Source organism: Ensifer sp. NM-2 (assembly GCF_003024455.1).
Taxonomy (GTDB): domain Bacteria; phylum Pseudomonadota; class Alphaproteobacteria; order Rhizobiales; family Rhizobiaceae; genus Ensifer; species Ensifer canadensis.
In genome coordinates this window covers 23,009-49,098 of record NZ_PVZR01000026.1, presented here as the reverse complement: position 1 = coordinate 49,098, position 26,090 = coordinate 23,009, and the positions used below count along the sequence as shown (strand labels likewise).

Genomic DNA, 26,090 nt, shown 5'->3' with positions numbered 1-26,090 from the left:
TCCTCCTATGCCTGCTTGCGATCGTTGACCGCTACGCTGTCCGGCAAGGGCGATGCCGTCCATTCGTCGCCGCGCAATTCGGGCGTGTCGTAGTCAAGTAAACGCTGCCAATATTGGTCGAAATTCTCTGAGTAGAGCTTGGCGGCGATCTCCCGCACCAGCCACGACGCGCCTTCGCTGATGCCCGGAATGTCGCCACTCACCTTGCCGAGGCTGGCGGCAGCGCCCGAGTTGAAGCTGTGGATGTTGGCAAGCCACGGCGCCTGGCCTGGTACGCGCTCGAGGAAACTGAAATCGTCGGCGAGATAGGGGAACCGGCCGAGCTGATCATTTTCCTCGCGCGCTGGCGGCGTGAAGCGGTCCTGCCACAAAAGGATCTTGTCGGCGTAGCCGTCGAGTTCCTTGCGCGCCAGCGGATCGACCCCAAAGCCGGTGCCGAGGATAAGGAAATCCGCGCGGACCGACTTGCCTTGCGACGTCTCGATGACGATTTCGTCGGCGTCGAGTTCGACACTTTCGACGGCGGCGTCAAAATGGAAATAGGCGTTGGGATGGCGGCTGACGCGCATCGTCGACCCACGCGGCGCCGGCGTCTGGGTGCGCAGCGAGTAGTTCATGATCTGCCACCGCCTGGCGTCACCCAGCTGCGGGAACGCAGCGGTGAAGCCGAACGAGCCGATACCCATCAGTTTGTTGATGCAGGGCATTTCCTTGCGTCGGATGAGATGGCGGACTTCGGCAGCCCCCGCTTCCAGCGCCTCGGCGGCGTTGTCGACCGCCGATGCGCCGACCCCGACAACCACGACCCGTTTGCCGCTGAGGGCAGCAAAGTCGATCTCGTGAGAGGAATGCGCCCAGTATTTCTCCGGCAGATCGCCGACGAAGTCGGGAATGCTGGGATGCCCCATGCCGTCGCGGCCGGTTGCCATCACCACCTTCCGGGTAAACACCGACGTTTCCCGCGCGCCCTTGCCTGTTATCGTCAACCGCATGAAAGCGCCCTCGGGCTGGATCGCCTTGACCTCGACGCCGTTTTCGACCGGCAGATCGAGCACCTTGCGGTACCAGCGTAGATACTCCATCCACATCGGGCGGGGGATCTTGTCGAGCTTGGCCCATGCGTCATTGCCGAACTGGGCAACGTGCCAGGCGCGGAAGGTGAGCGAGGCCATGCCATAGGCCGGGCCGGTTAGTTGCTTGGGCGAACGCAGAGTCTCCATGCGCGCATAGGTCAGCCATGGCCCTTCGAGGCCCTCCTCGCTGCGATCGAAGATGCGGATATTCTGAATGCCGGCGCCGATCAGAGCGAAACTGGCGACCAGGCCGCACATGCCGCCACCGATGACGACGACGTCATGGACCTGTTCATCAGAGGCGGTGGGCACAACCCAGTTTGCCGGCGGATAGCACAGGCAGGCAAGATCGTCGCGGACACGCTGTTCCAGCTCCAGCAGGCTCGTCGCCGCCGATGGGATCGGTGTCTCTACGTTATAAGCCATGGTTCACCTCCGTCGGCCGATGGAACTTGGGGTTCGCATTGGCCGCCTTGCCTGCTTAGGACCCGCACCAATGCGATGCGCGCCGTTGGTTGATTAGTTGTGAGCGTGCCGGTCGGGAATGACCGTCGCCGTCTCGGGCTTCCAACCGACCCAGATGTCCTCGCCGTTAAGTTGCGCGACATCGCTTGGATGCACAAGGGTGTTGAGCAAGGTGCCCGCGCCGACTTCGACCATCAGCGAGGTGTGGTTGCCCTTGAACACCCGTTGACGGATCTTGCCCTTGATGCGGTTTCCGCTGGTCGGCTCGCTCGCCGAACAATGGATCGCCTCCGGGCGCAGGACCACGTAGAGATGCTCGCCGACCTTCGGCGAAAGCCCGCCTTGGTTTGCCGTGATGGTGATGCCGTTCCAGCTGAGAGCCGCGACATCGCCTTCGGTTCCGACAACGGTACTGCGCAACAGGTTGGTCTCGCCGATGAAGTTGGCGACGAAGACCGAGCCGGGGCGGCCGTACAGCGTGTGGGGATCGCCCATCTGCTCGATCCGGCCCTTGTTCATGACCACGATCGTGTCGGACATGGTCAACGCTTCTTCCTGATCGTGGGTGACGAACATGAAGGTCTTGCCGGTCTTTTCCTGGATGGCCTTGAGCTCGATCTGCATCTGCTGACGCAGCTTGGCATCGAGTGCGGAAAGCGGCTCATCGAGCAGCAGCACGTCCGGATCCGGCGCAAGGGCGCGCATGAGCGCGACGCGCTGGCGCTGACCGCCGGACAGCTCCGCCGGCAGGCGATTGGCATAGTCCTGGAGCTGGACCAGTTCCAGAAGTTCCGATACCCGGCGATGAATCGCCTGGTTGTCGAGGCCCTTCAGCTCGAGGCCGAAGGCAATGTTCTTGGCAACAGTCATATGCGGGAATAGCGCATAGTCCTGGAACACGATGTTGACGTTGCGCTTGTTGGGCGGAACCTTGGTGACGTCCTTGCCGCTCAGCAGGATGCGGCCGGATGTCGGCGTTTCGAAACCGCCAAGCATGCGAAGCGACGTCGACTTTCCGCAACCGGAAGGTCCGAGCAAGGTGACGAACTTGCCAGCCTCGATGCTCAGGTTCAGGTTGTCGACGGCGACGTGCTTGCCGTAGCTCTTGTTGACATTGTCGAATTGGACGACGGGTTCCATCAGCGGGTCCTCGCGCGGCGGGTGAGATGTTCGGCGTACAGTCCGACCGCGGCCGTAACCACGAGGACAAGCGTCGCCATTGCGTTGATTTCAGGAGACATGCCGCCCTGCACCTTGGCGAAGATCAGCATGGGCAGGGTCGGGCGATAGCCGCCAAGGAAGAAGGTGCGGACAAAATCGTCGATCGACAGAAGCACACAGAAGATCATGCCACCGAGCAGCGCCGGTCCGAGATAGGGCAGCGTCACGCGGAAGAAGGCAACGACGCTGTCGGCACCGAGATCGCGTGCCGCATCGACGAGGTTGCCGGGCATCGAGCGCAGGCGGGTGAGCGCCATGACGACGACGAAGGGCACGGCGTGCACGGTGTGGCCGAGGATGACGGCCGCCGTACCCGTCGGCATGTCGATGGTCGAGATGAAGATGCGCAGTGAGATCGCCGAGATCATGCCCGGGACGACCGCCGGCAGACAGGCGAGCGCGAAGATGATGACCTGGCCGCGGACGCCCTCGGCAACGATCAGCATGGCGATCCAGACACCGAGGATTGTCGCCGCAAGCGTCGTCGCTCCCGCGATCATGATGGAATAGAGGCAGGCTTCCAGGAACTGCTTGTCCTGCATCACCTTGACGTACCAGTCAAACGTCCACTCCCCGATCGGGAAGGCGACGAAATTGGCGCCCTTGAAGCTCATGGCCATCATCAGCGTGAGCGGCAGAAGCAGATAGAGGATGAAGGCCCAATAGAACGCGGTCAGTGATGCGCGCGGGGCATCGGAAAACAGATTGCGCATTAGATTGCTCTCCTTTTACGCCCGCCGACCAGCCGCATGAAGATGGCGGCGGCGACAAGTGCGGTCACCAGCATGATCAGGGCGAAGGCGGCGCCGACCGGCCACTTGTCGCTGGCACCATGGAAGAAACCGCTGATCGTTTCGGGAAACAGCACGGTGTTGGGGCCGCCGAGCAGCATCGGGGTGGCAAAGACGCCGATACATGTCAGGAAGACCAGGCAGCAGCCCGATACGATGCCATCGCGCGACAGCGGCAGGATGATCCGGCGGAAGCGCGTGAACGGCCCGGCGCCGAGATCGGCAGCCGCATCCAGCAACGGCGACGGGATCTTTTCGATCGCCGAATAAAGCGGCAACAGCATGTAGAGGCAGATCAGGTAGACCAGCCCGAAGCCCAGCGAGAACGACGTGTAAAGCATCGGGATCGGCCGGTCGATCAGGCCGATTTCGCGCAGCAGCACATTCACGGCGCCGCGGTTAGCAAGCAGCATGATCACCGAAAACGTCCGGATCAGCTCGCCGGCCCAGAACGGCACGAGCAACAACAGCAGCGCCTTGGAGCGTCCCTCGGGCCTGACGATCTTGGCGACGTAGTAGGCAACAGGATAGACCACGACCAGGGTCGCAGCGGTCGCGACAGTGGCAAAGATGAAGCTCTTGATCAGCGGCGTGAAGTAGATCGCCTCGCGGAAGAAGATAGCATAGTTGTCGAGAGTGAAGCGCGACTCCACGCCCGACTGAACCGGGTAATGGGAAAGGAGACTGATCTTCAGCATCTGATAGATCGGCCCGACATGCAGCATGATCAGCCAGATCATCGGCACACCGGCCAGAAGGATGATGCGACCGATCCGCGATTCCACCGCCGCTCCCAGCGTGTGCCGGTAAAGCGCGGAGTTGACCACCTTGGCTATCCCCGTCGAATATTTCGGTACGGGGGCATCGCGCACCGTGCCGTATCCGGCTGTCGTGTTGCTACTCACCATTGAACGATCTCGGTTGGCGCAGCCCGACCGGCACCGCGCGGCGTCGCCGGCAGTCAGTCCTTGCGCGTTGTTGGCTGGAAGGGGCCAGCAGACCGGCAGCCGTCCCGGAGCTTACCGAAGCGCTCCGGGACAGGTGCAAGCTATGCGAAGCGCCGCCTGATCAGGCCGCCTTGACCTCTGTGGTCGCGCGGTCGATCATCTCGTTCTTCATGTCGCGGTTGACCGACGAGAAGAAGATGATGCGCTCGACTTCTTCCTGCGGAAGCGTCGAGGCGAGCTTTTCGCGTTCGTTGAGCAGATCGCCGACGCCGTTCATGGTCGAGCTGTAGCCCGACTGGCGGGTCATTGCAGCGCCGACTTCCGGGCTCGCCAGGATGGCGTCGAGCAGCTTGTAGGCATTCTCTGCGTTCGGCGCGTTGTTGACGACATTGAGTGTGTAGCAGAAGCCGAACGTGCCTTCCTTCGGCACTGACAGCTGGATCGGATGACCGTCGATGATCAGTTTGGCGGCCGGCCCAGACCACGAATGGGCCAGATAGATGTCCTCGTTGATGAACATCTGCTGCACTTCAGACCCGGCATCATAGTACTTGCGAACCATGTCCTTGTTCTTGATCAGGAAGTCGCGCGCCTCGTTGGTCGCCTTCTGGGCGACGTCCGCTTTACCGGCATAGCTGACGAAATCGCCGTCATGGCCGAGATATTGCATGACGATGGTCATGAAATCGCTGACGATGTAGGAGGTCTGGCCCTTGAACTGCGGATCGAACATGATCTCCCAGCTCGGCGCCTCCTTCACATAGTCGACGTTGCGGGCGAGACCCTCGTAGCCGGCCAGGATTGGCAGACCCCACAGATTGCCGTCGACACGCGCCCAGGGCGCGTCCTGATAGGCGGGATTGAGGTTCTTCCAGTTGGCAATCTTGCCGGTGTCGAGCGGCTGCAGCAGCTTTGAGCTGATGAACTGTGAATAGCGGTGGCCGGCAACGGTGACGATATCGGTCGACGGATTGGCACCCTCGGCGGTAAGCAGGTTGTACTGCTTGCCCTGGTCGTCGGTCAGACGGATGCGAACCTCGATACCGGTATCCTTCTGGAACTTGTCGATGAATTCCTGCGGCAGGAACTTGTCATAGGTGGTGATGTTGAGGACACCATTGTCGGCCCAGGCCGGGCGCGGACGAATAATGTAAGGCGCCGCAAGAACAGCCCCTCCCGCACCAAGCAGTTTCAGCGCCGTTCTACGATTGATGGATACAATTTCACTCATTTAAGTCCCCCTTTTTTAGTTTTGACTTGTGAGAGCAGATATTTTGGAATGTTCACGCACCAACTGGGCGCATTTGTCCGCAGGCAACATGGTGCCTCAGCGCGATCTGTCGAAAAGGCCTCCCCGCCTTTGTCCGGTATACCGAACTTTGCGTCCGCTAAACAGGAATTGACCTGTATAATGGACGAATGTCAAGCGAGCTTTGCAGGAAAATTACTGGGATCATCGACCGTGATGGGTGAAATCGAACCCGAGAAAAAGCGCGCAGGTCCGGTTGACGGAAATCGCTCAGCACGGTCTCTCTGGTTTCCTCGCTCAAAGTCGTGATTAACAGTGATTGCTTTCCTATATCGAGAGATGCCAAACCCGGCAGAGTGACGTGTTTCCGAGAAGACAAGGTTGAATTTTCATGACCGAGAAATCCCCCGCCGATAATTTCCCCGCCGGCTATGCACTTCCTAAGGTCTGGACCTGGGAAGCGGGCAATGGCGGCGCGTTTGCCAGCATAAACCGCCCGATTGCCGGCCCGACCCATGACAAGGCGTTGCCCGTCGGCAAACATCCGCTGCAGCTCTATTCGCTCGCCACGCCCAATGGCGTGAAGGTCACGATCATGCTGGAAGAGCTTCTGGCTGCCGGCCATTCGGGCGCGGAATACGACGCCTGGCCAATCCGCATCGGCGATGGCGACCAGTTCGGTTCCGGCTTCGTCGAGGCCAATCCGAATTCCAAGATCCCGGCGATGATGGACCACGCGCCGAAGGGTGGCGGAGCGCCGGTTCGCGTTTTCGAATCTGCTTCCATCCTGCTCTATCTCGCCGAAAAGTTTGGCGCCTTCCTGCCAACCGAGCTTCGCGCCCGCACGGAAACGTTCAACTGGCTGTTCTGGCAGATGGGCTCCGCGCCCTTTCTCGGGGGCGGCTTCGGCCATTTCTATGCCTATGCGCCGATGCACATCAAATACGCCATCGACCGCTACGCCATGGAAGTGAAGCGTCAGCTCGACGTGCTCGACCGCCATCTCGAAGGCAATCGGTTCATGGCCGGGTCCGAATACACTATCGCCGACATGGCCATCTGGCCCTGGTATGGCGGCCTGGCCCTTCACCAGACCTATGGCGACGCCGGTACCTTTCTCGATGTAGGGAGCTACAAGCACGTCCAGCGCTGGACGGCCGAAATCGCGGCGCGTCCGGCAGTCAAGCGCGGCCGCATGGTCAACCGCCTGAGCGGTGATCCGTCGGAACAATTGCACGAACGCCACGATGCCTCCGACTTCGACACGAAGACGCAGGATAAGATCGCCCAGAAAGAGACCGCGTAAGGAGAGTGGAATGGCCAAGCTGCCTGATATGACGAAACACCGGGGATTTCCCTACGCCATGCCGGGTACAGGCATCCAGTTCGTGATTCGTCGCGCCAATCCAAAGGGGGCAACGCCGATCAAGGCGTTGCCCCGCCATGCCCGGCCGGGCTCGGGAGCGCACCGCATCGACGCGGCATTCCTCCACGCCCTTTGGCATCATTTCGGCGCGGAACCGTTCGAACGTGGCAATCTTGACGCCGCCCGGCTGAACCTCCTGTTCGGCCGCGAGGTCTTGGCTGTGGACAAGGACTTCGACCCGGTGTCCTATGAAGCCTTGCTCGTCATCAACGAAAAGGTCGCTCGCCAGAGCTTCCCGGAATCGTTCGAGGACGTCTTCGAGGTATGAAGGTAACGGGCCGCGACCAGTGCGCCTGTTAGCGGCCCGCACCAGCAGATACGGGGATCAACGGCGACCTGAGCCAAACGTAGGGCGGATGCAAACTCTCCGAACCTGGAGGCGACAATGCCTCGACACGACGCCTGAAGGGCGCTGGAACTGCTGCAAAATGCGGGCCATCCTCGCCCCCACGCGCAAGCTGCCCCGATTGAGGGCCGTCAGCTAGTTCGGAGCGATTGCCTTGATACCGGCAGAACTGAGCTGGCCGCATCGCCAGACACCGTAGCCGGCGTTGGTATCCCAGTCATAATAGAAAGCGGCTTCCAATCGCCCTGACGACATGAGGTCGCTAAAAACTGATCGTATCGCCGCCACCGCCCCGGTGCGCTTCTGGTCGTCGAGCGGGCAGGAACGGGCGGAGTTCGCCACGCCCCATTCGGTGATCCAGCAGGGCCTACCTGTGTCCCCTGCCCCGCAGAAACGAAGGAGTTCGCGGATATAGCCGGCAAGCTTCGGCCCTGCCTTACGTCCCGGATAGACGTGAATGCCATAGGCGTCGACATACTCATCGAGCCCACGCAATTTAAGAAGGGTGATCACTTCTTCCGGGTCCAGGCGCTCCATGCCCCTATGATCCGCCTCCCCGGCGCTCATGTCGGACAAGCCGGCAGAAACGACCACCGCGTCGCGGCTATGGATCGTCGCCTTCAGCTCCTGCCGGGTAATCCTGGCAACCTCCACATAGGTTGCCAGTCCTCGCTCGAAGGCCTGCCTGTTGCGGATGTCGGAGACACGGCGCGGTGTGACGGCACCGGGTTTTCGATAAACGACGAGATCGCCATTGTAGGCGCTGTAATTGATCTCGTTACCGGGCTCGACGGCCATCAGCGTAACGCCTGCATCGTCCAATCTGCGCAATGCCGCCTTGAGGCTTTCGCGGTACTTCGCCGGATCGAGGTCGGAGAGGCGGCGAATGTCCCAGATACGACCGAAGCCGGTTCGAGCACGAACCTCGTCCGCGTAGTAGTCGGGATTCGCGAGCTGAATCTCCAGCAGGATCTTCAAGCCGAGGCCATGAGCGATCTCGACCGCGTCGATGCTCTTGTCTACCGGGGCCGACAGGGATAGCCGCACGTGGGTTGCGCCGCTCGCGGCGATGTCACCAAGGATTTTTCTCTGCTCGTCGGGTGTCTGCCAAGCGAGATTGACCCTATTGATCCCGACGATCGCCGCCGGGTGTTGATCCTGTGCGATCGCCGATCTGGCCTCGAAGACAAGAAGCGAAATCAGCGCGCAAAGAAGGACTTTGCGCGCCGCAACCTTCCATGCCACGCGCTCAGATCCCAATCTGGCCGAGCACATTTCTGAAGTTGGTCTCACAGGCGCGATAACGGTCGACGGCCGCCTCTGCGTCGATCTTGGAAAGGAAGTTCGAAAGATAGGTCCGCTTGTCGGCCTCGCGATTCCAGGTCGCCGCCTCGATATAGGGGAAGCCGATGAACTCGAGCATTTCGCGCATGCGGTCGTCGACCGCGATCATCAGCGCCGGAACGCCGGCCTGCATGCCGATGATGCAGCCATGGAATCGACGGCCGAAACACATGTCTCTGGTCGTCGTCCAGCCTCGCCATTGGTTTGTGTCGAAGAAGGCGATCAGCTCGTGTTCGCGCTGCCACTTCTCCTTGTGCTTGTACTGCGTCGCCCCGGTAATACGTCCACTGGCGCGATCGTAAACCGGGGTCGTATCCTCACCCGGCAGATCGAGATTGTAGGCGATGACCTCGTCCTGGACCACATAGCTGGCAACGGACTTCGGCCCCAGTAGTGCGTGCGCGTCGACGATCGTGTCGGCGACGCTGCCGAGGTAACCACCGAAGGCGATCTTCTGCGCGTCCGCCAAGGCCGGATTGGCGAGTGCCGTGAGCGATCGGACCATTTCGTTCGGGGCGAAATAGAGCGAAGGGCAGCCCGTCGGCTTGACGAATTTCATCCCCTGCTCTCTCAGGAACTCCGCGGTAAAATAGCCGCGTGTCAGGAAGAAGCTTTCCCTGTTCCTGAGCACGTCCAGGAACTTGAGCGTGCCTGCCGGCAGCAACTCCTTGAGACCTTCCTTACGCTGGATGCCGATGCCCATCACCACAACGGGCATCTTCAGCTTGGCGAAAACCTCGGCTTCGAGATCGGCGGAATATCCGGGCCGCAACAGGTTGGCGGAAGCGAAGACGCAGATATCGAATTCGCGGTTGGCCTGCTCGTAGAGATCGTCCGAGGTGCGATTGTTGACCAGGTGCCAGAAGGGCACATAGGTGACATCGTGCCCCCGCAGGCTTTGTGCAGCACCCTCGCCGATCAGATAATTGCCGGTATTGGCGATTCGCCTGACCTGGGAGAGGAAGTCCTTCTTCGCCGTCACCTCGTCGAAATAGGGGCGATGGTGCACCGTCATGCCGGCAACTGAGCCGATCGTGCGCTGCAGATACGAGGGGATCCCTGTAAGTAAGATACGCATAACTGTCCTTTGAACGAGCGCTTGGGAGGATGCCGAGTTCTGCTAGTGACCGATGCCGATTTCCCGCAAAGTCGAACGGAATGTGCGCTCCCGATCGGAATATCTGTCGACGAGCTCCGAAGCATTGAGCTTCCCCAGATGGTCGGCGACGAATTCGCTGCGGTTCTCGGCGCTGTCGATCTCGTTGATGTCGACTGCAGGCAATCCGGTGTAGCCGAGCATTTCGCGCATGCGGTCGTCCACCGCGACCATCAGGCTCGGTACGGCCGCCTGCATGGCAATGATCGAGCCGTGGAAACGGCGACCCAGATTGAAGTCCATCGACGAAGCCCAGGCTCGCCACTGGTTGGTGTCGAAGAAGGTGCGCACCTGGAATGGCTTGCCGAGCCTGTCGGCGCCGGGATAGGCGAGGTTGCCCACCATGGTGCCCGACGCCGTGTCGTAGACGCGCCCCTCCCCATTGGGCTCGACGCTCATGTCGAAGTGGAGAAACTCGTCCTGGACCACATATTGCGGGACGCTGTCGCCGCCAGGCAGAGCCTTGGCATCCAGGACCGTATCCTGGTTGCCGCCAAGGTAACCGGAGAAAATGGTGCGCGCCTTGCCGACATCGACCTCAGGCAGCTTTCTGAGCGATTTCCGCATGTTGTCGGGCATGAAATAGACGGACGGGCAACCGGTCGGCCGCACGAAGTTAAAGCCTTGATCTTTCAGGAAACCTTCCGTCTCGAAGCCGCGCGTCAGGAAGAAGTGCTCACGCTCCTTGAGAATGGCCAGCAGCCGCTTCGTGCCCTCTGGCAGATTGTTCTCCAGGTCCTTGCGGTTCTGCTGACCGATGCCGAGCATGACGATCGGCATCTTGAGCTGCTCGAGCACATCGGCTTCCGCGTCGGCCGAAAGCCCCTTGCGCAGCAGATTGGCGCAGGTGAAGACGCAGATGTCGAAGTTCGAGTTGAATTCGTCGAGGCCGACGCCATTCTTGGCGCAATTATAGAGATGCCAGAACGGCACGTGCTTGGCGTGGGGTGAAAGCGCGCGCAGGGCACCTTCGCCGATGAGGTAGTTGCCGGTGTTGCTGATATTGCGCAACTCCTGCAGAAACTCCTCTTTCGTCTCCGGCTGTTTTTGACGCTCCGCATAGGAGACGGACAAACCGTGGGCGCCATTGACGAGGCGGGTGTAGTGACCGGGAATACCGGTCACAAGAATCCTTGCAGGCATGCAATCGACCTTTCTGCTTGAAAAACCGGCGTGGGCTCAACTGGCCGCCCGGATGCCGGCGTCTACCGCTGGATCCGCTGGAAAGACGGCCGTTCTTGACTGGGAAGAGTTATCGACCCAGGTGTCGCACCACGCGAGAAACTGCGAAAACGAGGATGTCCACGATCGACGGGATGCAGTCTTGATGCAGCCTTCGATCAGCGGAGCAAGTTGGTCTGGGTTGCGGGCAACCGCCTCGATGGCCTGTGCCATCGACCTGACGACTTCTGGATCGGCCGCCGCATGGATCAGCACACCGTCTTCGCCGTCGATGATGAGTTCGTCGACGGCTCCAACCGCCGTGGCAATCGGAACGCATCCGAGCTGCTGCGCCTCGGCGATGGCAAGCGGCGCGCCTTCCCAACGGGACGGCATGACGAGCACATCCGCCCAGGACAGTGCCTTGACGAGTTCCTTGCTGGCGAAGGCCGGTGGACGGACGTCGACGGAGAGATCCTTCAATCGTTCAGTCCATGAGACGCTCGAGTCGGCAAGAATCTCCCCACCGACGGCACGCGCCTCGAATGGAACATTCCTCGCTCGAAGCTCGGACAGCGTCGCTGCCAGCCTGTCGATCCCCTTCTGCCGATCAAGCCGCCCCATGTAGAGCACGTGCAAGCGCGCATCGTCGCGCGGCTGCCGTCGGGCGGCGATCACGTCTGCCTGGACTTTCGGTGGCACCGTAAAGCCCGCGCTGTTGGAGACGGCAAAGACCTTTGCGTGGGGCACGCCGAAACTGTGCAGGTAGGTCTTCAACTGCTCGGAGCAGGTCAGGAACGCGTCGTAGCAATGTTCGTGAGCGATCGCGGCAAAAGGCTGGCCCGCCGGGCGCTTGAACGCGGTGTTGTCGACGACGTGAAGATAGCATGCCGTTCGCGTTCCCTCGGAACGCAGCCGGGCGATGAGGGGATGGACGGCCATGACATGGTTGTTGATCACCAGATCGAAACCAGACAGCTGGCCCTTCAACGCCTGCCAATCGACTCCATGCTCGTCGGCGATAAAATCCTGTCCGAGGAATGAGCCCGACCCGCCCCATGCAGGAACGCCGGCATCCCAGAAGTGAATGTGATCAAAGCTCGCATCGAATTCGTCGATGACATCCATCTTGGCGCTGCCGAGCACGAACAGATGTGTTTCGAAACCGGTTCGCTTCAGCTCGCGCGCGACAGCATAAATGACCTTTTCGGCCCCACCGAAAGAGGCGTTCGGCACCAGCAGAGCCGCAGTGCGCTTGCCGGAGCTGTGCCCGAGCGGCAGGACCGGCGAACCGCCGACTTCCCTTCGCAGCTCCTTGTATAGCTCGCCATAGGGCACCAGCCGCGAAGGCCGCCATGTCCACCGTTTGCCCGCCGTATGGCGCAAGGGGCTGGAAGCAATGGCATTGATGCAATTGATCATCATCTGCTGCGGCGTGATCAGCGAACGGCGCGACAGGCTCTTGGGGAAGGGAAAGCGAACTTTCAGCAGCGTCACCGTCGGCCAGATCTGCTGGTTGCCGATCGATGCGAACCACTCCAGCGCGTTGTTCTGGATCACGTCTCTGACCAGCGGCGTCGGAAGGAAAACAAGGTCAGCCGGGCCGACATTCTGTGAACCTGCCGGTAGTGCAACCGCCTCGATCCCACGCTTCACGCCGTCATTTGCAAGTTGAACGAACAACGCGTTGGTATTTTCGCTCAACCGCTCCAGGTGGGCGAGAATGTTTGGAAGCATGCGCGAGCGCAATAAGAGATCGAAAGCCGAACCACTGCCCGCCACGAGAAAGGGCGGGAAGTGTGCATTGTCGGGTTCGCCGACATTTGCCCAGAACGCCGGGATGATGTCGTCCAGCCGAAGCACGGTTGGTGCCTTGGTCGGATCGGTAAACAGCGAGATCGACGCATTTTCGGTTCGGGCGAAGAGATAGCGCGGCGCTTCCTCATGCTCGAAATCGACGAGCATCGGGCGGCGATACAGAGCCTTGTGGCGTTTTCTGAGGTAACTGACCGAAGTAGCGCGCTCCCGGTTGGCTTCCTTGAAACGGCTTTCGGCGCGCAACCGATACTCAAAGACCGTGTCGTGGCATGGCACCCCGACGAAGCCATTCTCGATGCAGGACAACCAGAATTCCCAGTCCTCAAATCCGTTCTGCCGGTCGTCGCTGAAGCGCACGCCGGCGCGGAAAACGTCGATGGAAATCAGCGATCCCGTGTCGCAAATGTTGTCCGTGATGCAATGCGCCAGCCGCGAATACTGATTTCCGTAATGCGCGCGCCAGGACACGGAGAACGTATCGATGTTGGTATAGACCCAGCCACAAGCACTGCTGCCGAGCTTTTCATAGAGTGTCTCTATGGTGCGAGGCAGAACACGATTGTCGGCATCGAGGAAATACACCGCCCGCGCCTCGGGCAGATGCTCGAGAATGAAGTCGATGGCGCGGTTGCGGGCACCACCTGGCCCCGCGTTGCGGCCGAATATCACGTGAATGAACGGATGGACCGCAGCATAGAGCAACAGCTGGTCGAACGTTTCGTGGCACGGGTCGCCATCGACCGAAACCACGATCGCGAGCCTGGATGTGTTCAGATCGGACCCAAGAGCGGATTCGATGGCTTCCAGGACAAGCGCCGCATGACCGTAAAGCGGCATCGCGATGGCGATGAGATCGGCCTCTGGATTACCTGGCATTCAGGGCCTCCGTCGACTGCTTTACCAGTCGGAAGCTCGACAACTTGAGCCAGCAAAAATCGACGGTCTCATCCACGGCCCGGCTGAGGATGATCAGATCCATTGGCACGCGGATCGCTTCGTCCATCTGCATGCTGATGCTGATGGATTGCTGGGCACCGACTTCGCGCCAGCCGCTGAACAGGGTCGAAGGTTTCACCGAACCCTTGCGCGCGAGCTCGGCGACTTCCGCGCGCGCGTTCGAACTGGCGGGGCTCAGGAGAAAACTGACTGCTGCCGGCGCGCCCTTGGGATGATCGATAATGGCGCTTGCCGACAACGAGACGGTGCCAGGCTCGATGGCGCGGTTGATCGCCCCGGCTGAGATACCGGTCGGCAGCGGGTGGCAGACGATCGCATGTTCGTGTTCGAGGAACCGGATCGTCTGGAAATCCGGGACGATCTGGGTCACCGAAACGTCAGTGATCTGGCTGAGCTTCTCGATCCCCAGCCTGTAATCGACGGTGAATTGTCCTTCCAGCAAACTGGTGGGAGCGATCATGTTCGCGGTGCTGGCGGGCTTGACCCCGGGCAGCCCCGTAAACACCCGGAACGCAAGCGGGCGCAGGTCAAGGTCGGGATGCGGATGTTCCGATCGCGCCGAGTAGCGCTCGCTGGCGATGTGGTGCCCGAGCGAAAGGCCAAGCGCGTCGGAGCCGCTTGCAGATACGCGCAGGCGAAGTGTCCTTGCCGCGCCGCCGCAGGCACGCGGCAGAGAAAAGAAGTTCCAGCCGGAAACCAGGCCGACATAGGGAACATTCCATTCCGCCACGCCTTCGCCACTTTCCAGGTAGTTCAAAGTGACGATGAGCTCTCCACTGCCCTTCGGCAATGAGTGCAGGTGAAGCGCGAAGCCGGCGACCCCGAGGCTCGAGACGGGCAGGAGCTGCTCGATGAACGCGCTGCTCAACAGCTGCCCTACACCCTCGTCCTTCGGATCGGCAAAGGGATCATGGGCAAAGACTTCGGCAACCGGCTCCCAGTTTCGCGCATGGAAGGCGTCTTCCAGAAGGCGATAGTTTTCGAACAGTTCTTCGCGCTCACGCCTCAGCATGGCGAGTTCCGACGTGATCGAAGCCGAATATCGGGCGAGCCGGCCTACTCCGTCTTCGGCAAGCGCACGCAGGAGCGCCGAGCTCTCCGCCACATTGACCGGGTCAAGACGCAGGACCGCCAGCTCCGGGAGCGTTCGCAAGGCAGACAGTCGCGCCAGCCCCTTCTTCAGGTCCACCTCTGCCTTGTCGGAAAAGGCGACCGCGGCGATCGGAAACGTATCCTTCAACGTGTCGAAGGAACCACCGTCGGCTTCCACATAGTCCACCAGATGGGCAACATTGCTGCCCTGCAAGATCGCCCGATCGCGATCCGATGCCAGAAGCAGCTTTTTCAAACCGAGCCGAGGCCCCATGGCGGAGTGTCTTACTTCTTGCACGTAACGCCCTCAGAAGAAACGATAACGCATATCGATGGAGTTTCTGAACCGACGACAGCTATACTGTCGATCGCCATTCATCACGCTGATTACGTAGCAGTGAATTTCGCAGTGCACAACGGCAAAATACATAGCGCGCCCAACAATAAACATAACAAATACTTCAATATTTGAAGTATTCTGAAATGTTATTGTCACATTGCTGCCGGACGCCCCGTCATCGTTGTCATAAGGTCTCGCTGGCGCAGCAGGCAATCCTCGAGCCGGAAGCGCCGCTCGACAGTCCTTCGCGCTGCCGCCCGCATGCCGACGGACGCCTGCGGATTGCTGACGGCGCCGAGGATTGCTTCACTGAGCGCGTCGGCGTCGAAGAACGGCACAAGGATACCGTTGTGACCCGTGCGAATGACTTCGCGAACCGGAGGCGTGTCGGATCCGATAACCAAGGCGCCGCATGCCATGGCCTCGAGCACGGACCAGGAAAGCACGAACGGATAGGTCATGTAGACATGGGCCGCGGAGACCTGAAAAAGCTGGCGAAGGATGTGGTGCGGGACAACACCTGGAAAGATGATGTTGTTAGGCGGCACGTCAAGCGAGGCGAGCAGGTGCGATTTCCATGAACCACCGCCAGGAGGCGGCGGCCCGTAGCTGGTTCCGTCACCTCCGACGAAGACGAAAACCGTGTCAGGGCGCTTCTTCACGACCTGTGCGGCGGCCTGCAGTGCCTGGGGAAAACCACGATAGGGCTCAAGATCGCGGGCGACAAAGGTGACCACCGGCGGATCATTGGCCTTCAGCACGCGACCGTCCGGAAGCCGCACCGACGCCGAAGCGTTGGGGCGGAACAGCGCGGTATCGATACCTTCGTGGCAAACGGCAATGCGCTCGCGCGTATCGGCGGGATAAAGGCTCTTTTGCCATTCGGTGGGGCTGATGCCGCCATCCATGGCTTCCAGTGACAGCAATTGCGCGACGTTGCGCAGTCGCAATCTCTTGCGCTCTTCGAGGTCGGGTTGATCGTCGGGCGCAAAGCCGATATCGGCCCCCTGCGACCGATAGAAAAACTCGCAGTAGCCAAGGGCCGGAACGCGAGGAAGGGCATCCTTGACGAACATCATGCTGCCCCAGCCGATGTGGCCGACGACGATGTCCGGCGTCATGTCCTGTCGCGTCATCGCATCGAGCGTTTCGGCAACGCGATGTCCGATCCGGGCATGGTGATCCGGCACCGCCATGTGCCGAGCGATGGCCGCGGACATGCGCGGCCCGGGCTCGGCCCGGTGCCGAATGACGCGCACGGACGGAATCTTCTGATCCACGGTTTCGGTGATCAGGCTGACGCTGTTGCCGGACCGCACCAGGTCAGCCGCCAACGCGGCGAACTGGCCGAAGCCGCGCCGATGAACAAATGCCACATGCATGCTATCTAATCCGCTACCTGAATGACGTCCACATTGGGTTCTGCCCGGTCACATGTCGTAACGTGACGCGCTGCCCCAGACGAGTTCGAGTTGATGCAGGGTCTGAAAGGCGGTCTCCAGGTTCTGGCGATCCTGATGGCCGCGATTGAGCGCCCGCTCGTAGGCCATCGCCGCGTCGCGCAAGTTCGCCCTCAGCAGCCGGCCCTTTTCCGTAAGCTTGATGCGCGCCGAACGCTTGTCGCGCTGGGAGGCAACCCGATCGATATAGTCGCCATCTGCAAGTTGCTTCAGATAGTACGACACGTTCGAGCCGACATAGTGCCCGCGATCGAGCAGCTCGGCCACCGACAGCTCGGCATCTCCGATTGCCAGCAAGACCATGGCCTGAGCCGGACCGATGTCGTCGACACGCAGCTTGGTCAGCTCGGCGCGCACCAAACCGGAAAACCGCCTGCTCACCCTCTCCATCAGGCGCGCAAGCTCGAAATAGGTCAGCTGTCGGCAATCGTTCGCGGCTTCGGCTTGATCGTGGGCTCCTACCGCCTTCGACGTCTGCTCCTCCTGCTGGAGCAACGACACATCTTTGATCCCCGTGGACGGATAGAGTACTCTTTCATTCATCCAACTCTCCATTTCGAAATTTACTTCAAATCTTGAAGTAAATCAGACTACAACATCCCCTCCCCTCTACCTTGAACTTGCATTACCTCTTGCTTTTGTGCCACACATAGCGAAGCAATACTACGCTTCACCCTATTTTAAAGCCAGACGTCCTCCACGGATGGCTTTAACGTCAACCTCAGGCTACTGCCCATGCGTGATACTGTTCGGAACGAGACGATAAGCAACGCTCAAATTTTAGGGGTTCTGCGCCAGGATGAAATTATCAATCCAAGATTGCTAATATTGCAAGCCAAGCGTGTGTTTCTTTCCGTATCACTTTACGCCGCATTGCTCAGTGTCTGCATAAGCCTGCTTCAGCTCACGATACCGCTGTTCATGTTGCAGATTCATGACAGGGTTCTCAACAGCCAGAGCTTTGATACGCTCACCATGCTGACGCTGCTCGCGATCAGCGCATTGGTCGTCTATGGGGTCCTAGATCTTATCCGAGCCCTTGCTTTCCAAGCGATGGGCAGCGCCATCGTGCGAAGACTGAATGCTCCGGTTCTGGCATCGGCGGTGCAGGCATCGGTGAACCAGGGGCTTACTCGCGCCGCCCAATCCCTCCGCGACCTGTCGGAACTTCGCAGCTTCCTCACTTCATCGGCTGTGGTCGCGCCGCTCGACGCCGCTTGGTCCCCGATCTTTCTAGGGGCGCTGTTCCTGCTGCATCCGCTTTTCGGCCTGATCGGCGTCGTGTCCGTGGTGTTGCTCGTGTGCTGCGGACTGGTCAACGATTTGATGACGCGCCAGCTCACCAAAGAGGCCAACCAGGCGAATGTCGAAGCGGTCTCGAAGATCGCCGGCTCCCTTAGGCACGCCGAAGCGATCGAGGCGATGGGTATGTTGCCGGCGCTCGCAAGGCGCTGGCGTGGCCTGCAAATCCACGCTTTGGGCGCTCTTGAGGCCGGAGGAACCAGGAGCAGGGCGATGGCGTCGCTGACGCGCAGCCTGCGCTATTCGATCCAAGTGATCACGCTCGCCGCCGGCGCCCTGCTGGTTCTCGACCAGGCCATCACCCCCGGCCCGATGATGGCTTCGAGCATCCTTGTCGGCCGTCTGCTCATCCCCTTCGACACGATCATTGAAAACTGGCGCCAATGGGTGCTTGCCATTGCCGGCTGGCGCCGGCTCGAGGCGGCGATCGGCGAAGATCTGGCAATCCGCCAGACGACACCGACGCCCCATTCGGTCGGCGACGTGGGCGACATGATTGTGGATAAACTCGTTTACGCCGTCCCCGGCGTCGAGGTTCCGATCATCAAGGGCATTTCCTTCTCGCTTTCCCCCGGCGAAGTGCTGGGCGTGGTCGGCCCGTCGGCCGCCGGAAAATCGACGCTGGCCCGGCTGCTGGTCGGCATCTTGAAGCCGACCTCGGGTGGGGTCTTTCTCGATGGCCACAATACTTATCTTTGGGAGCGCGGGTCCTTTGGGGAATCGGTCGGATACCTCCCGCAATCGGTATCGCTGCTGGAGGGCACGATCCGGGAAAACATTGCCAGAATGGAAGATGGGGACCCCTACAAGGTCATCGAGGCCGCGCGGCTTGCAGAAGTGCACGAGATGATCGGCCGCCTGCCGCTCGGCTATGACACGCCCGTCGGCGATGGTCACCTGACGCTTTCCGGTGGACAAAGGCAGCGCATCGCGCTGGCGCGCTGCCTCTACAATCGCCCGCGCCTAGTCGTTCTCGATGAACCCAATGCCAACCTCGATTCGCTTGGCGAGCGCGCGCTGGTGCGTGCGATCCAGCGCATGCGCGACCAGGGTGCCATCGTCATCATGATCGCCCACCGGCCATCGATCATGCAGGTCGCCGACAAGCTTCTTGTCCTCGAAAATGGTCGTATCAGCCAGTTTGGGCCGCGAACGGATATCCTGACGACCGTGCCTGGGCCCGGCGAAACTCGGCGCGAGGTTGCTTCCGCATGACCGACAAACAGATGCTTCCGCTTCGTCCGCAGCCTTCAGAGCCCGTTGTCAGACCGCTGGCAAAAATCGCCCCTCAGGCGGCACCGACCCTGGCCGATATCGATGAGGCGCATTCCGAACGCGCGCTTCGCCGCCTGATGGTGGCGGGGCTTGCGACCATCATCGTATCCTTCGGTGGCTTCTTCACATGGGCGGTGTCGACGGAACTCAGCAGCGCGACCGTTGCCAACGGCAGCGTGATCGTCGACTCCAAGCGCAAGACGATCAGCCATTTCGAAGGAGGTGTCATGGGGCGCCTTCTGGTTCAGGAGGGCGAACAGGTGGCCGTGGGTCAGCCGCTCATCCTCTTGGAAGACACGCGGGCACGCTCCAACTTGAATGCCCTCACCAGCCGTCGCATCGGCCTCATTGCCAGGCTCGCCAGGCTCAAGGCGGAACAGGACGGCGCCGCCGCAATCGCCTTCCCAAAAAATTTCGGCGAAGCCGGCGAGATCGCCGTCGACGAAGCGATCAAGGCGGAGAATGTCTTCTTCGACAAGCGACACGAGGCCAAGGCCGGGCGCGTCGACGTTCAGACGAAAACGATCGAGGAATATGGCGAACAGACAAAATCGCTGCTCATCCAGCTCGAAGCGACCGACCGGCAGATCGCCCTCATCACCGAACAGCGCACCGCAATCGCCACGCTGGTCGAGAAGGGCTTCGTGCAGCGCGCGAAGCTCATCGAGGTCGATACGCGCCTGAGTGAGCTCGCCAGAGCGCGCGGCGAACTGGCCGGAGACAAGGCGCAGGCAGAAAAGGCAAGGGCTGGCGCCCAACTCGCGTTGATCGGCATCGAAAGCGAGTTTCAATCGACCATCGCGGGTGAGATAACCACGGCGCGCATCGACCTGACGGATGTCGAAGAACAGATCGTTGCGGCAAAGGATGTCTTGCGGCGCATGGAAATCCGCTCGCCCCAGGCAGGCGTGGTCAGCAACATCTGGCTGCGTACCCCCGGAAGTGCTGTCACGCCTGGCCAGCCCCTGATGGAAATCGTACCCGAAGACGAGCCGTTGGTCGTCGAGATGCGCGTCAACCCTCGTGACATCGACAGCATATCGGTGGGCTCTCCGACGCAGATCCGTCTGACCGCCTACAATCAGCGCTCGCGCATGCCCTTCAATGGCGCGGTGACCTACATTGCCGCGGACCAGACGGTCGATGAGAAGTCGGGTGCCTCCTATTTCACCGCTCGCGCCAAGATCGATGCGGCGTCTCTTGCTGCCGATCCCGATGTTCGCCTGTATCCGGGGGCGCCTGCCGAGGTGCTGATCGTGCACAAGGCACGCCGCGCCATCGACTACCTGGTGTCTCCTCTGACAGAAAGCTTCAATCGCGCCTTCAGGGAAGATTGATCCGGCGCCGGCAAGCGGGATACGTAGTAAATTACTACAAATATTGAACTAGTTTGCTACTAAACTACCCACTAAATCGCGGAAAACTATGCATAGTTTAATTTCTGTATTGATTTCCCACGAAAATTGGCAATAATGTCGCGAAGATTTCATGATTTAATCTGGAATCGATGTTGAAATATATTCGAGGCCGATGCACACTCCCGGCGCATCAACATCGACCTGGTCGGTGGACGTGCGATTTATCCACCAAGAGGAGAGGCAGATGGCCACACTAGAAGGCGGCGCATACGACGACGCGCTGTTCGGCTCTCGCTTCAACGATTTCATCCATGCTCGAGCGGGTGATGATTTCGTGAGCGGCGGCAACGGACATGACATCATTTTCGGTGACGAAGGTGACGACCAGCTTTTCGGCGGCAACGGCAACGATACGCTGTTTGGCGGCGAAGGCGACGACGTTCTCTATGGCGAGAACGGCAACGATACGCTGACCGGTGGATGGGGTGATGATCTCCTTTCCGGCGGCAATGGCAGCGACATTTTGCTCGGCGGTCAGGGTAACGACTTCCTGTCCGGCGGCAAAGGCAGCGACATGCTCTTCGGCGGTGGCGGCAATGACGTCATCGACGGCGGCGCTGGCGACGACCTCCTGGTTGGCGGTGCCGGCAGTGACGTCTTCGTATTCGACGGCGGCGGCGGCAACGACGTCATCCTCGACTTCACGCCCGGTGAAGATCTGCTGCAGATCTCGAAGGGCATCAATGGTCTCGATATCACCTCGCCTGACGACCTCGCTTCGCGGGTCACCCAGGTCGGCGGCAATGTCATCATCGACCTCGGCCACGGCGATTCACTGACCCTGGTCAACGTCGACGTCGACGACATTCACGCAAATCCCGAGAACTATTTCACGGTTCACTAAGCGTGGACTAGGCGTGCCCTGCATTCCTCCCGCAGGGCGCGCACTCCAAGAGGGATTGAATTTGCCGTTCAGCGATATCAAGCAGCCGAATACCGATCATCGGGACGCAAAGGCATTTCGTTTAGGATCGGACCTGGCTGTTCTCATCTGGGACCTGCCGCCGGGGCTGCCAATTCCAACGCGGCCGGTGCTGACGATGTCAAAGCCGCCGGTGCCGCTCGTGAGCGTAACTCTTTCGCTCGTTGACGGACATCAGCGAACGCTGTGGGCGATGCGGACAGCGAGAGCGCCGATGTCGGCTGTCATTGCCGTCGAAGGCAGCGACAGCGCAGTGCCGATCGGCATCGAACCGGCAAGCGGTCTGCCTCCACTCGACATGGAGCAGCTGTTCCTGGAACTCGCGCCGGAAGCGCGTATCAGATTTCTCAACGTCCTGCTGACGACGTGGCGAAGCGCATTCAAGGTCGCTAGCGACCCATATTTCTCACTTATCGTCGAAGACGCCCTCAACGCATTGGCGCCAACGCCTCGACCGGCGCGCATCACCTGCGAGCTGGGCCGCGGACGGTTCTTGATCGAAACGACCATCAATCCGGAGTTCGACGACAAGCTCGGGATCTATGTCGTGAGCGCTGCAAGCGTCAGCCAATTAAGGCCGAAGGCGATCATCCGTCGCGGCACACGCTCGGCCTGGCAGGCCTGCCACTTCATTGCCGAGATGCCAAGCCTCAGCCCACCCTTTCAGATTGTGCTGCTCAGCAAGAACGGCATCGCCATAAGACAGCTTTCCGAGCGCGAAGCGCAATGTCCAAGCCTTACGCGCTGGTGGGCAGACAATCGCGACGCGCTCGAACTGCGCGAATTGCTCGTTCAGCATCTCGCCGCCTGGCCGAACGGTGGACCGGCGACCGCAATCGACCTGCAGGTCCGGGCGCCCTTGAAAGAGCGTCACGTTCCGAGAGCGGCACAGCAGCCATCCGGACAGGTCGACCTGGCGCTCGCCCTTTCCGACAGCCTGCTGGTCGGCGGATGGTATCATGATCCGTCATCCATGCTCGCCGGCATCGACTATCTGCAGGCGGATGGCAAAGCGGTGCCGCTGGACGGCAATATCTACGAATTCCCCGGATGGGCGCAGACACAGGCCGACAAATCGAAGACGGACGTGACCGGCTTCGTTGCCCGTCTACCCCTCGATCAACCGCTCGGCCCGCTGCTTCAGCCGCGTTTTCAGATGCGGCTCGCCTCCGGGGCCGTGAAATCCCTCATCCCGCCGCCGCAACCCTTCGAACCCGTGCTGCAGCGAAACCAGATCCTGCGCGCGGTCCCGCCGCAACACGCCATCGACGATGCATTCCGCACGATACTTGCGCCGGCGCTGCGAGAAGTGGAGCAACGTCTGGGCAAGACGGTCGAGGTCAAGCGGACGAGAGACTATGGCCTGCCGCAGCATGCACCGCTCGTTTCCATCGTCATCCCGCTCTACAAGGTTCTCGATTTTCTCCGCTTTCAGCTGTCGGGCATGGCGACGGACCCCTGGCTCATGGAAAACGCGGAACTGGTCTTCGTTCTGGATTCCCCGGAAATTCAGGACGAGACCGAGCATCTGCTCGGCGGGCTGCATCTGTTGCACGGTTTGCCCATGCGGCTGGTGGTCATGAACCGGAACGGCGGCTACGCGCGGGCGTGCAATACCGGCGCGCGTATGGCGCGCGGCTCCGTTCTGGTCATGCTCAATTCCGATGTCGTGCCCTGCGAACCCGGCTGGGTGCAGACGCTGATAGATCCGATCATGAGCGGGGCGTTCGGCGCGGTCGGCCCCAGGCTGATCTTCGAAGACAGATCGCTGCAGCACGCGGGCCTCTATTTCGGCCGCGACCAGCGTGGGATCTGGCTGAACCACCACTTCTACAAGGGCATGCCCAGCGACTACATGCCGGCGCAGCAGGCGCGAACGGTTCCCGGTGTCACGGGCGCCTGCCTCGTCACCACGAGGGATCTCTACGAGAGCGTCGGCGGCTTCACCGAGGACTATATCATCGGTGATTATGAAGACAGCGACCTTTGCCTGAAGATCCGCCGGGCCGGCTTCGAGATCGGCTACGAGCCGTCGGCCTGCCTGTATCACTTCGAGCGCCAGTCGATCCGGCGCAGCCAGGACTACATGCGCGGGGTCGCCAGCCAATACAACTCCTGGCTCCACACCCAGCGCTGGGACGATGACATCGCCGCGCTGATGGCGCGCGACTATCGATCGCCGAGCAGCCCCAAGACCGCGTCTCCCGATGACCACGCAATTGAATGGACGAATGCATGATCGATGCCCTGCCCCGCGATGAAATCGGTGCACCACCGCCACTGGACGACGCACATCTTCGCTGGCTGACCGACAGCGTGTCGCGCAACCGGTTCCTTCCGCAGCCGGACGCGAACAGCATTTTTGTCGGCGACGGTGATTTCCGTGCGATCGGCGCGGAGTTTCTCGGACATTTCATCCGCATGGGCGGCTTGCGGGCCAATCATCGCGTTCTCGATATCGGCTGCGGCATCGGCCGCATGGCCGTGCCGCTCACCCAATATCTCGATGGCGACCGAGGCCGTTATGATGGCCTCGATCCCGTGGAGGGCGGCATCCGCTGGTGCCGGGCGACCGTGACGCCGACCTATCCGAACTTCACCTTCCAACGCCTCGACATCGCCCATGATCTCTACAACCCGACGGGGACGATCAAGGGCCGGGAACTGAAACTGCCATTTGCAGACGCGCAGTTCGATTTCATCATCATGACGTCGGTCGTCACGCACCTGCCGGCTGACGAGGTCATGGCCTATCTGGCGGAGATCGTCCGGGTCCTGGCACATGGCGGCCGTTTGTTCATGACAGCCTTCATCGTCGACGAGATCGCCAGGCGAAATGCCACGGGGCGGCGCGATCCGCGCCTTGCCTTCGAGCGCGCCGGCCAGGGACCTTGCTGGTTCGTACCGGGTCAGCCGCCGTTGGCCGCCGTCGGCTTCGACGATGGTTTTCTCGACGGCGCGTTCAATCGCACCGGTCTCTCGCTCGCGCTCAAGTCCTTTGGCCATTGGCGCGAACCGGGCGGCACACACTATCAGGATGTGCTCGTGGGTGAGCGTCACCGGAGCCGCCCATGAGCGAGCGCATTCTCGTGGTGGCGCACAATCATCCGGCCCTTCATCCCGGCGGCACGGAAGTCTTTGCGCACGATCTCTTCCGCGCCTACCAGCGCGCAGGACACGAGGCCCTGTTCCTGGGCGCGGTCAACCAGGTCCATCGCGAGGCCAGACCGGGCACGAGTTTCCAGGCCATAGGGCCGACAGGCGACGAAATCCTGCTTTGGGCGGGGCATTTCGATCGCTTTTTCATGAGCCAGATCGACCTTTACGGTTTCGTGCCGGATCTGGTGGAACTGCTGCGCGAATTCCGACCCGATGTGGTGCATCTCCACCATATTCTGCTGATGGGCGCCGAATTTCCGCATATCGTGCGCAGAACGTTGCCGGCGTGCAAGATCGTCATGACCCTGCATGATTACTACCCGATCTGCCATCATGACGGCCTGATGGTGCGCACCGACAGGCGGGAGCTCTGCCATGGTTCAAGCCCGGACCGTTGTCACGCCTGCTTCAAGGACATCAAGCCCGACCGCTTCGCGCTCAGGGAACAACATCTCAAGGCGCTTCTGAGCACGGTTGATTGCTTCGCCGCGCCGAGCCAGTTCCTGAAACGACGCTATGTCGACTGGGGAATTGCCGAAGACCGCATCTCCGTCATTGCCAACGGCCTACCGCCCCAGGCGTTTAAGGCCGGCAAGGACAAACCCAAGAGCGGCCGCCCCGTCTTCGGCTATTTCGGCAACCTAAACCCTTGGAAAGGTATCAAGGTGTTGCTGGAGGCGGCGCGCCAGCTGATCGCCGATGGCGTCGACTTCGAGCTGCGCGTCCATGGCGGCGCACCGTTTCAGACCCAGGAATTCGTCGCCGACATCGACCGCCTGTTTTCCGAAACCGCACCCTTCGTCCAGCTGCGCGGCCCCTATCGGCGAGAAGATGTGGCAGCCCTCATCGGCGGCGTCGACTGCACCGTTGTCCCCTCCATCTGGTGGGAAAATGCGCCGCTGGTGATCCAGGAGGCGCAAGCGCAGGGACGCCCCGTGATCGCCAGCAATATCGGCGGAATGGCCGAAATGGTCAGGAACGGCGTCAATGGCCTGACCGTGGCACCCGACGATCCACGCCAGCTCGCAGCCGCCATGCGGCAGGTCATCGAAAAGCCGACGCTTCTGCGCCAGCTTTCCGGCCGAGCCGTTCGCCCTGATGACATCGACACGACAGCCGGTCGTTACCTTGCTCTTTTCAATCTCCAGCAGGTTCAGGCCGCATAAAG

The 26,090-nt window shown here is 60.8% G+C and carries 20 protein-coding genes; 8 read left to right on the top strand and 12 right to left on the bottom strand.

The genetic code is table 11. The features are described from left to right. Nucleotides 1–5: 5 nt before the first annotated feature. From C6558_RS32925 to C6558_RS32905, 5 genes are all read right to left on the bottom strand, one after another. On the bottom strand, nucleotides 6–1,499 hold the full coding sequence (locus tag C6558_RS32925) for an NAD(P)-binding domain-containing protein (protein WP_107028308.1): 1,494 nt from the start codon (nucleotides 1,497–1,499) through the stop codon (nucleotides 6–8). Nucleotides 1,500–1,592: 93 nt separating this feature from the next. After that, nucleotides 1,593–2,678 carry an ABC transporter ATP-binding protein gene (locus C6558_RS32920; RefSeq protein WP_057217248.1) on the bottom strand — a complete coding sequence of 362 codons (1,086 nt, stop codon included), beginning with the start codon at nucleotides 2,676–2,678 and terminating at the stop codon, nucleotides 1,593–1,595. Next, nucleotides 2,678–3,472 carry an ABC transporter permease gene (locus C6558_RS32915; protein ID WP_025431402.1) on the bottom strand — a complete coding sequence of 265 codons (795 nt, stop codon included), beginning with the start codon at nucleotides 3,470–3,472 and terminating at the stop codon, nucleotides 2,678–2,680. Before C6558_RS32915 ends, C6558_RS32920 begins: the two co-directional genes overlap by 1 nt. Beyond that, nucleotides 3,472–4,458: an ABC transporter permease gene (locus tag C6558_RS32910; RefSeq protein WP_057217251.1), complete on the bottom strand. Its 987-nt coding sequence runs from the start codon at nucleotides 4,456–4,458 to the stop codon at nucleotides 3,472–3,474. The genes C6558_RS32915 and C6558_RS32910 overlap by 1 nt, the downstream gene beginning before the upstream one ends. Before the next feature lie 160 nt (nucleotides 4,459–4,618). Then, nucleotides 4,619–5,728 carry an extracellular solute-binding protein gene (locus C6558_RS32905; protein WP_057208311.1) on the bottom strand — a complete coding sequence of 370 codons (1,110 nt, stop codon included), beginning with the start codon at nucleotides 5,726–5,728 and terminating at the stop codon, nucleotides 4,619–4,621. A 409-nt stretch (nucleotides 5,729–6,137) separates the two neighbouring features. On the opposite strand from C6558_RS32905, the gene yghU reads away from it, so the two are divergent. Together yghU and C6558_RS32895 are read left to right on the top strand one after the other, a co-directional pair. Then, on the top strand, nucleotides 6,138–7,052 hold the full coding sequence (gene yghU, locus C6558_RS32900) for a glutathione-dependent disulfide-bond oxidoreductase (protein WP_025431405.1): 915 nt from the start codon (nucleotides 6,138–6,140) through the stop codon (nucleotides 7,050–7,052). A 10-nt stretch (nucleotides 7,053–7,062) separates the two neighbouring features. Beyond that, on the top strand, nucleotides 7,063–7,440 hold the full coding sequence (locus tag C6558_RS32895; protein ID WP_025431406.1) for a hypothetical protein: 378 nt from the start codon (nucleotides 7,063–7,065) through the stop codon (nucleotides 7,438–7,440). A gap of 213 nt (nucleotides 7,441–7,653) precedes the next feature. Here C6558_RS32895 and C6558_RS32890 read toward each other — a convergent pair whose 3' ends face one another. The 7 genes from C6558_RS32890 to C6558_RS32860 form a co-directional block, all read right to left on the bottom strand. Further along, complete coding sequence (locus tag C6558_RS32890) at nucleotides 7,654–8,793, bottom strand: hypothetical protein (RefSeq protein ID WP_057217253.1); 1,140 nt, start codon at nucleotides 8,791–8,793, stop codon at nucleotides 7,654–7,656. Further along, nucleotides 8,768–9,940, bottom strand: coding sequence for a polysaccharide pyruvyl transferase family protein (locus C6558_RS32885; protein WP_057217254.1), 1,173 nt, complete (start codon nucleotides 9,938–9,940; stop codon nucleotides 8,768–8,770). The genes C6558_RS32890 and C6558_RS32885 overlap by 26 nt, the downstream gene beginning before the upstream one ends. A 42-nt stretch (nucleotides 9,941–9,982) precedes the next feature. Beyond that, complete coding sequence (locus C6558_RS32880) at nucleotides 9,983–11,161, bottom strand: polysaccharide pyruvyl transferase family protein (RefSeq protein ID WP_057217255.1); 1,179 nt, start codon at nucleotides 11,159–11,161, stop codon at nucleotides 9,983–9,985. A gap of 36 nt (nucleotides 11,162–11,197) precedes the next feature. After that, the gene (locus C6558_RS32875) at nucleotides 11,198–13,873 is read right to left on the bottom strand and encodes a glycosyltransferase (RefSeq protein ID WP_057217257.1); all 2,676 of its coding nucleotides are present in this window, start codon (nucleotides 13,871–13,873) and stop codon (nucleotides 11,198–11,200) included. Continuing rightward, nucleotides 13,863–15,320: a DUF6212 domain-containing protein gene (locus C6558_RS32870; protein ID WP_107028307.1), complete on the bottom strand. Its 1,458-nt coding sequence runs from the start codon at nucleotides 15,318–15,320 to the stop codon at nucleotides 13,863–13,865. The genes C6558_RS32875 and C6558_RS32870 overlap by 11 nt, the downstream gene beginning before the upstream one ends. A gap of 218 nt (nucleotides 15,321–15,538) precedes the next feature. After that, nucleotides 15,539–16,768 carry a glycosyltransferase family 4 protein gene (locus C6558_RS32865; RefSeq protein ID WP_057217261.1) on the bottom strand — a complete coding sequence of 410 codons (1,230 nt, stop codon included), beginning with the start codon at nucleotides 16,766–16,768 and terminating at the stop codon, nucleotides 15,539–15,541. A 48-nt stretch (nucleotides 16,769–16,816) separates the two neighbouring features. Continuing rightward, nucleotides 16,817–17,389 (bottom strand): MarR family transcriptional regulator, encoded by a 573-nt coding sequence (locus C6558_RS32860; RefSeq protein WP_057217263.1) that lies wholly within the window; start codon nucleotides 17,387–17,389, stop codon nucleotides 16,817–16,819. Nucleotides 17,390–17,581: 192 nt separating this feature from the next. Between C6558_RS32860 and C6558_RS32855 the strand changes: the two genes are divergently transcribed. The 6 genes from C6558_RS32855 (at nucleotide 17,582) to C6558_RS32830 (ending at nucleotide 26,088) form a co-directional block, all read left to right on the top strand. Further along, nucleotides 17,582–19,363 carry a type I secretion system permease/ATPase gene (locus tag C6558_RS32855; protein ID WP_057217265.1) on the top strand — a complete coding sequence of 594 codons (1,782 nt, stop codon included), beginning with the start codon at nucleotides 17,582–17,584 and terminating at the stop codon, nucleotides 19,361–19,363. Further along, a complete protein-coding gene (locus C6558_RS32850) occupies nucleotides 19,360–20,760 on the top strand; it encodes an HlyD family type I secretion periplasmic adaptor subunit (protein WP_057217267.1) in 1,401 nt (466 codons plus the stop codon). The genes C6558_RS32855 and C6558_RS32850 overlap by 4 nt, the downstream gene beginning before the upstream one ends. Before the next feature lie 265 nt (nucleotides 20,761–21,025). Further along, entirely contained in the window at nucleotides 21,026–21,685 is a 660-nt protein-coding gene (locus C6558_RS32845; RefSeq protein WP_057217270.1) for a calcium-binding protein, read from the top strand. 292 nt (nucleotides 21,686–21,977) lie between these two features. Continuing rightward, nucleotides 21,978–24,002 (top strand): glycosyltransferase family 2 protein, encoded by a 2,025-nt coding sequence (locus C6558_RS32840; protein WP_225906501.1) that lies wholly within the window; start codon nucleotides 21,978–21,980, stop codon nucleotides 24,000–24,002. Continuing rightward, nucleotides 23,999–24,838, top strand: coding sequence for a class I SAM-dependent methyltransferase (locus C6558_RS32835; protein ID WP_057217272.1), 840 nt, complete (start codon nucleotides 23,999–24,001; stop codon nucleotides 24,836–24,838). The genes C6558_RS32840 and C6558_RS32835 overlap by 4 nt, the downstream gene beginning before the upstream one ends. Continuing rightward, entirely contained in the window at nucleotides 24,835–26,088 is a 1,254-nt protein-coding gene (locus C6558_RS32830; RefSeq protein ID WP_057217274.1) for a glycosyltransferase family 4 protein, read from the top strand. The genes C6558_RS32835 and C6558_RS32830 overlap by 4 nt, the downstream gene beginning before the upstream one ends. Nucleotides 26,089–26,090 lie beyond the last annotated feature (2 nt).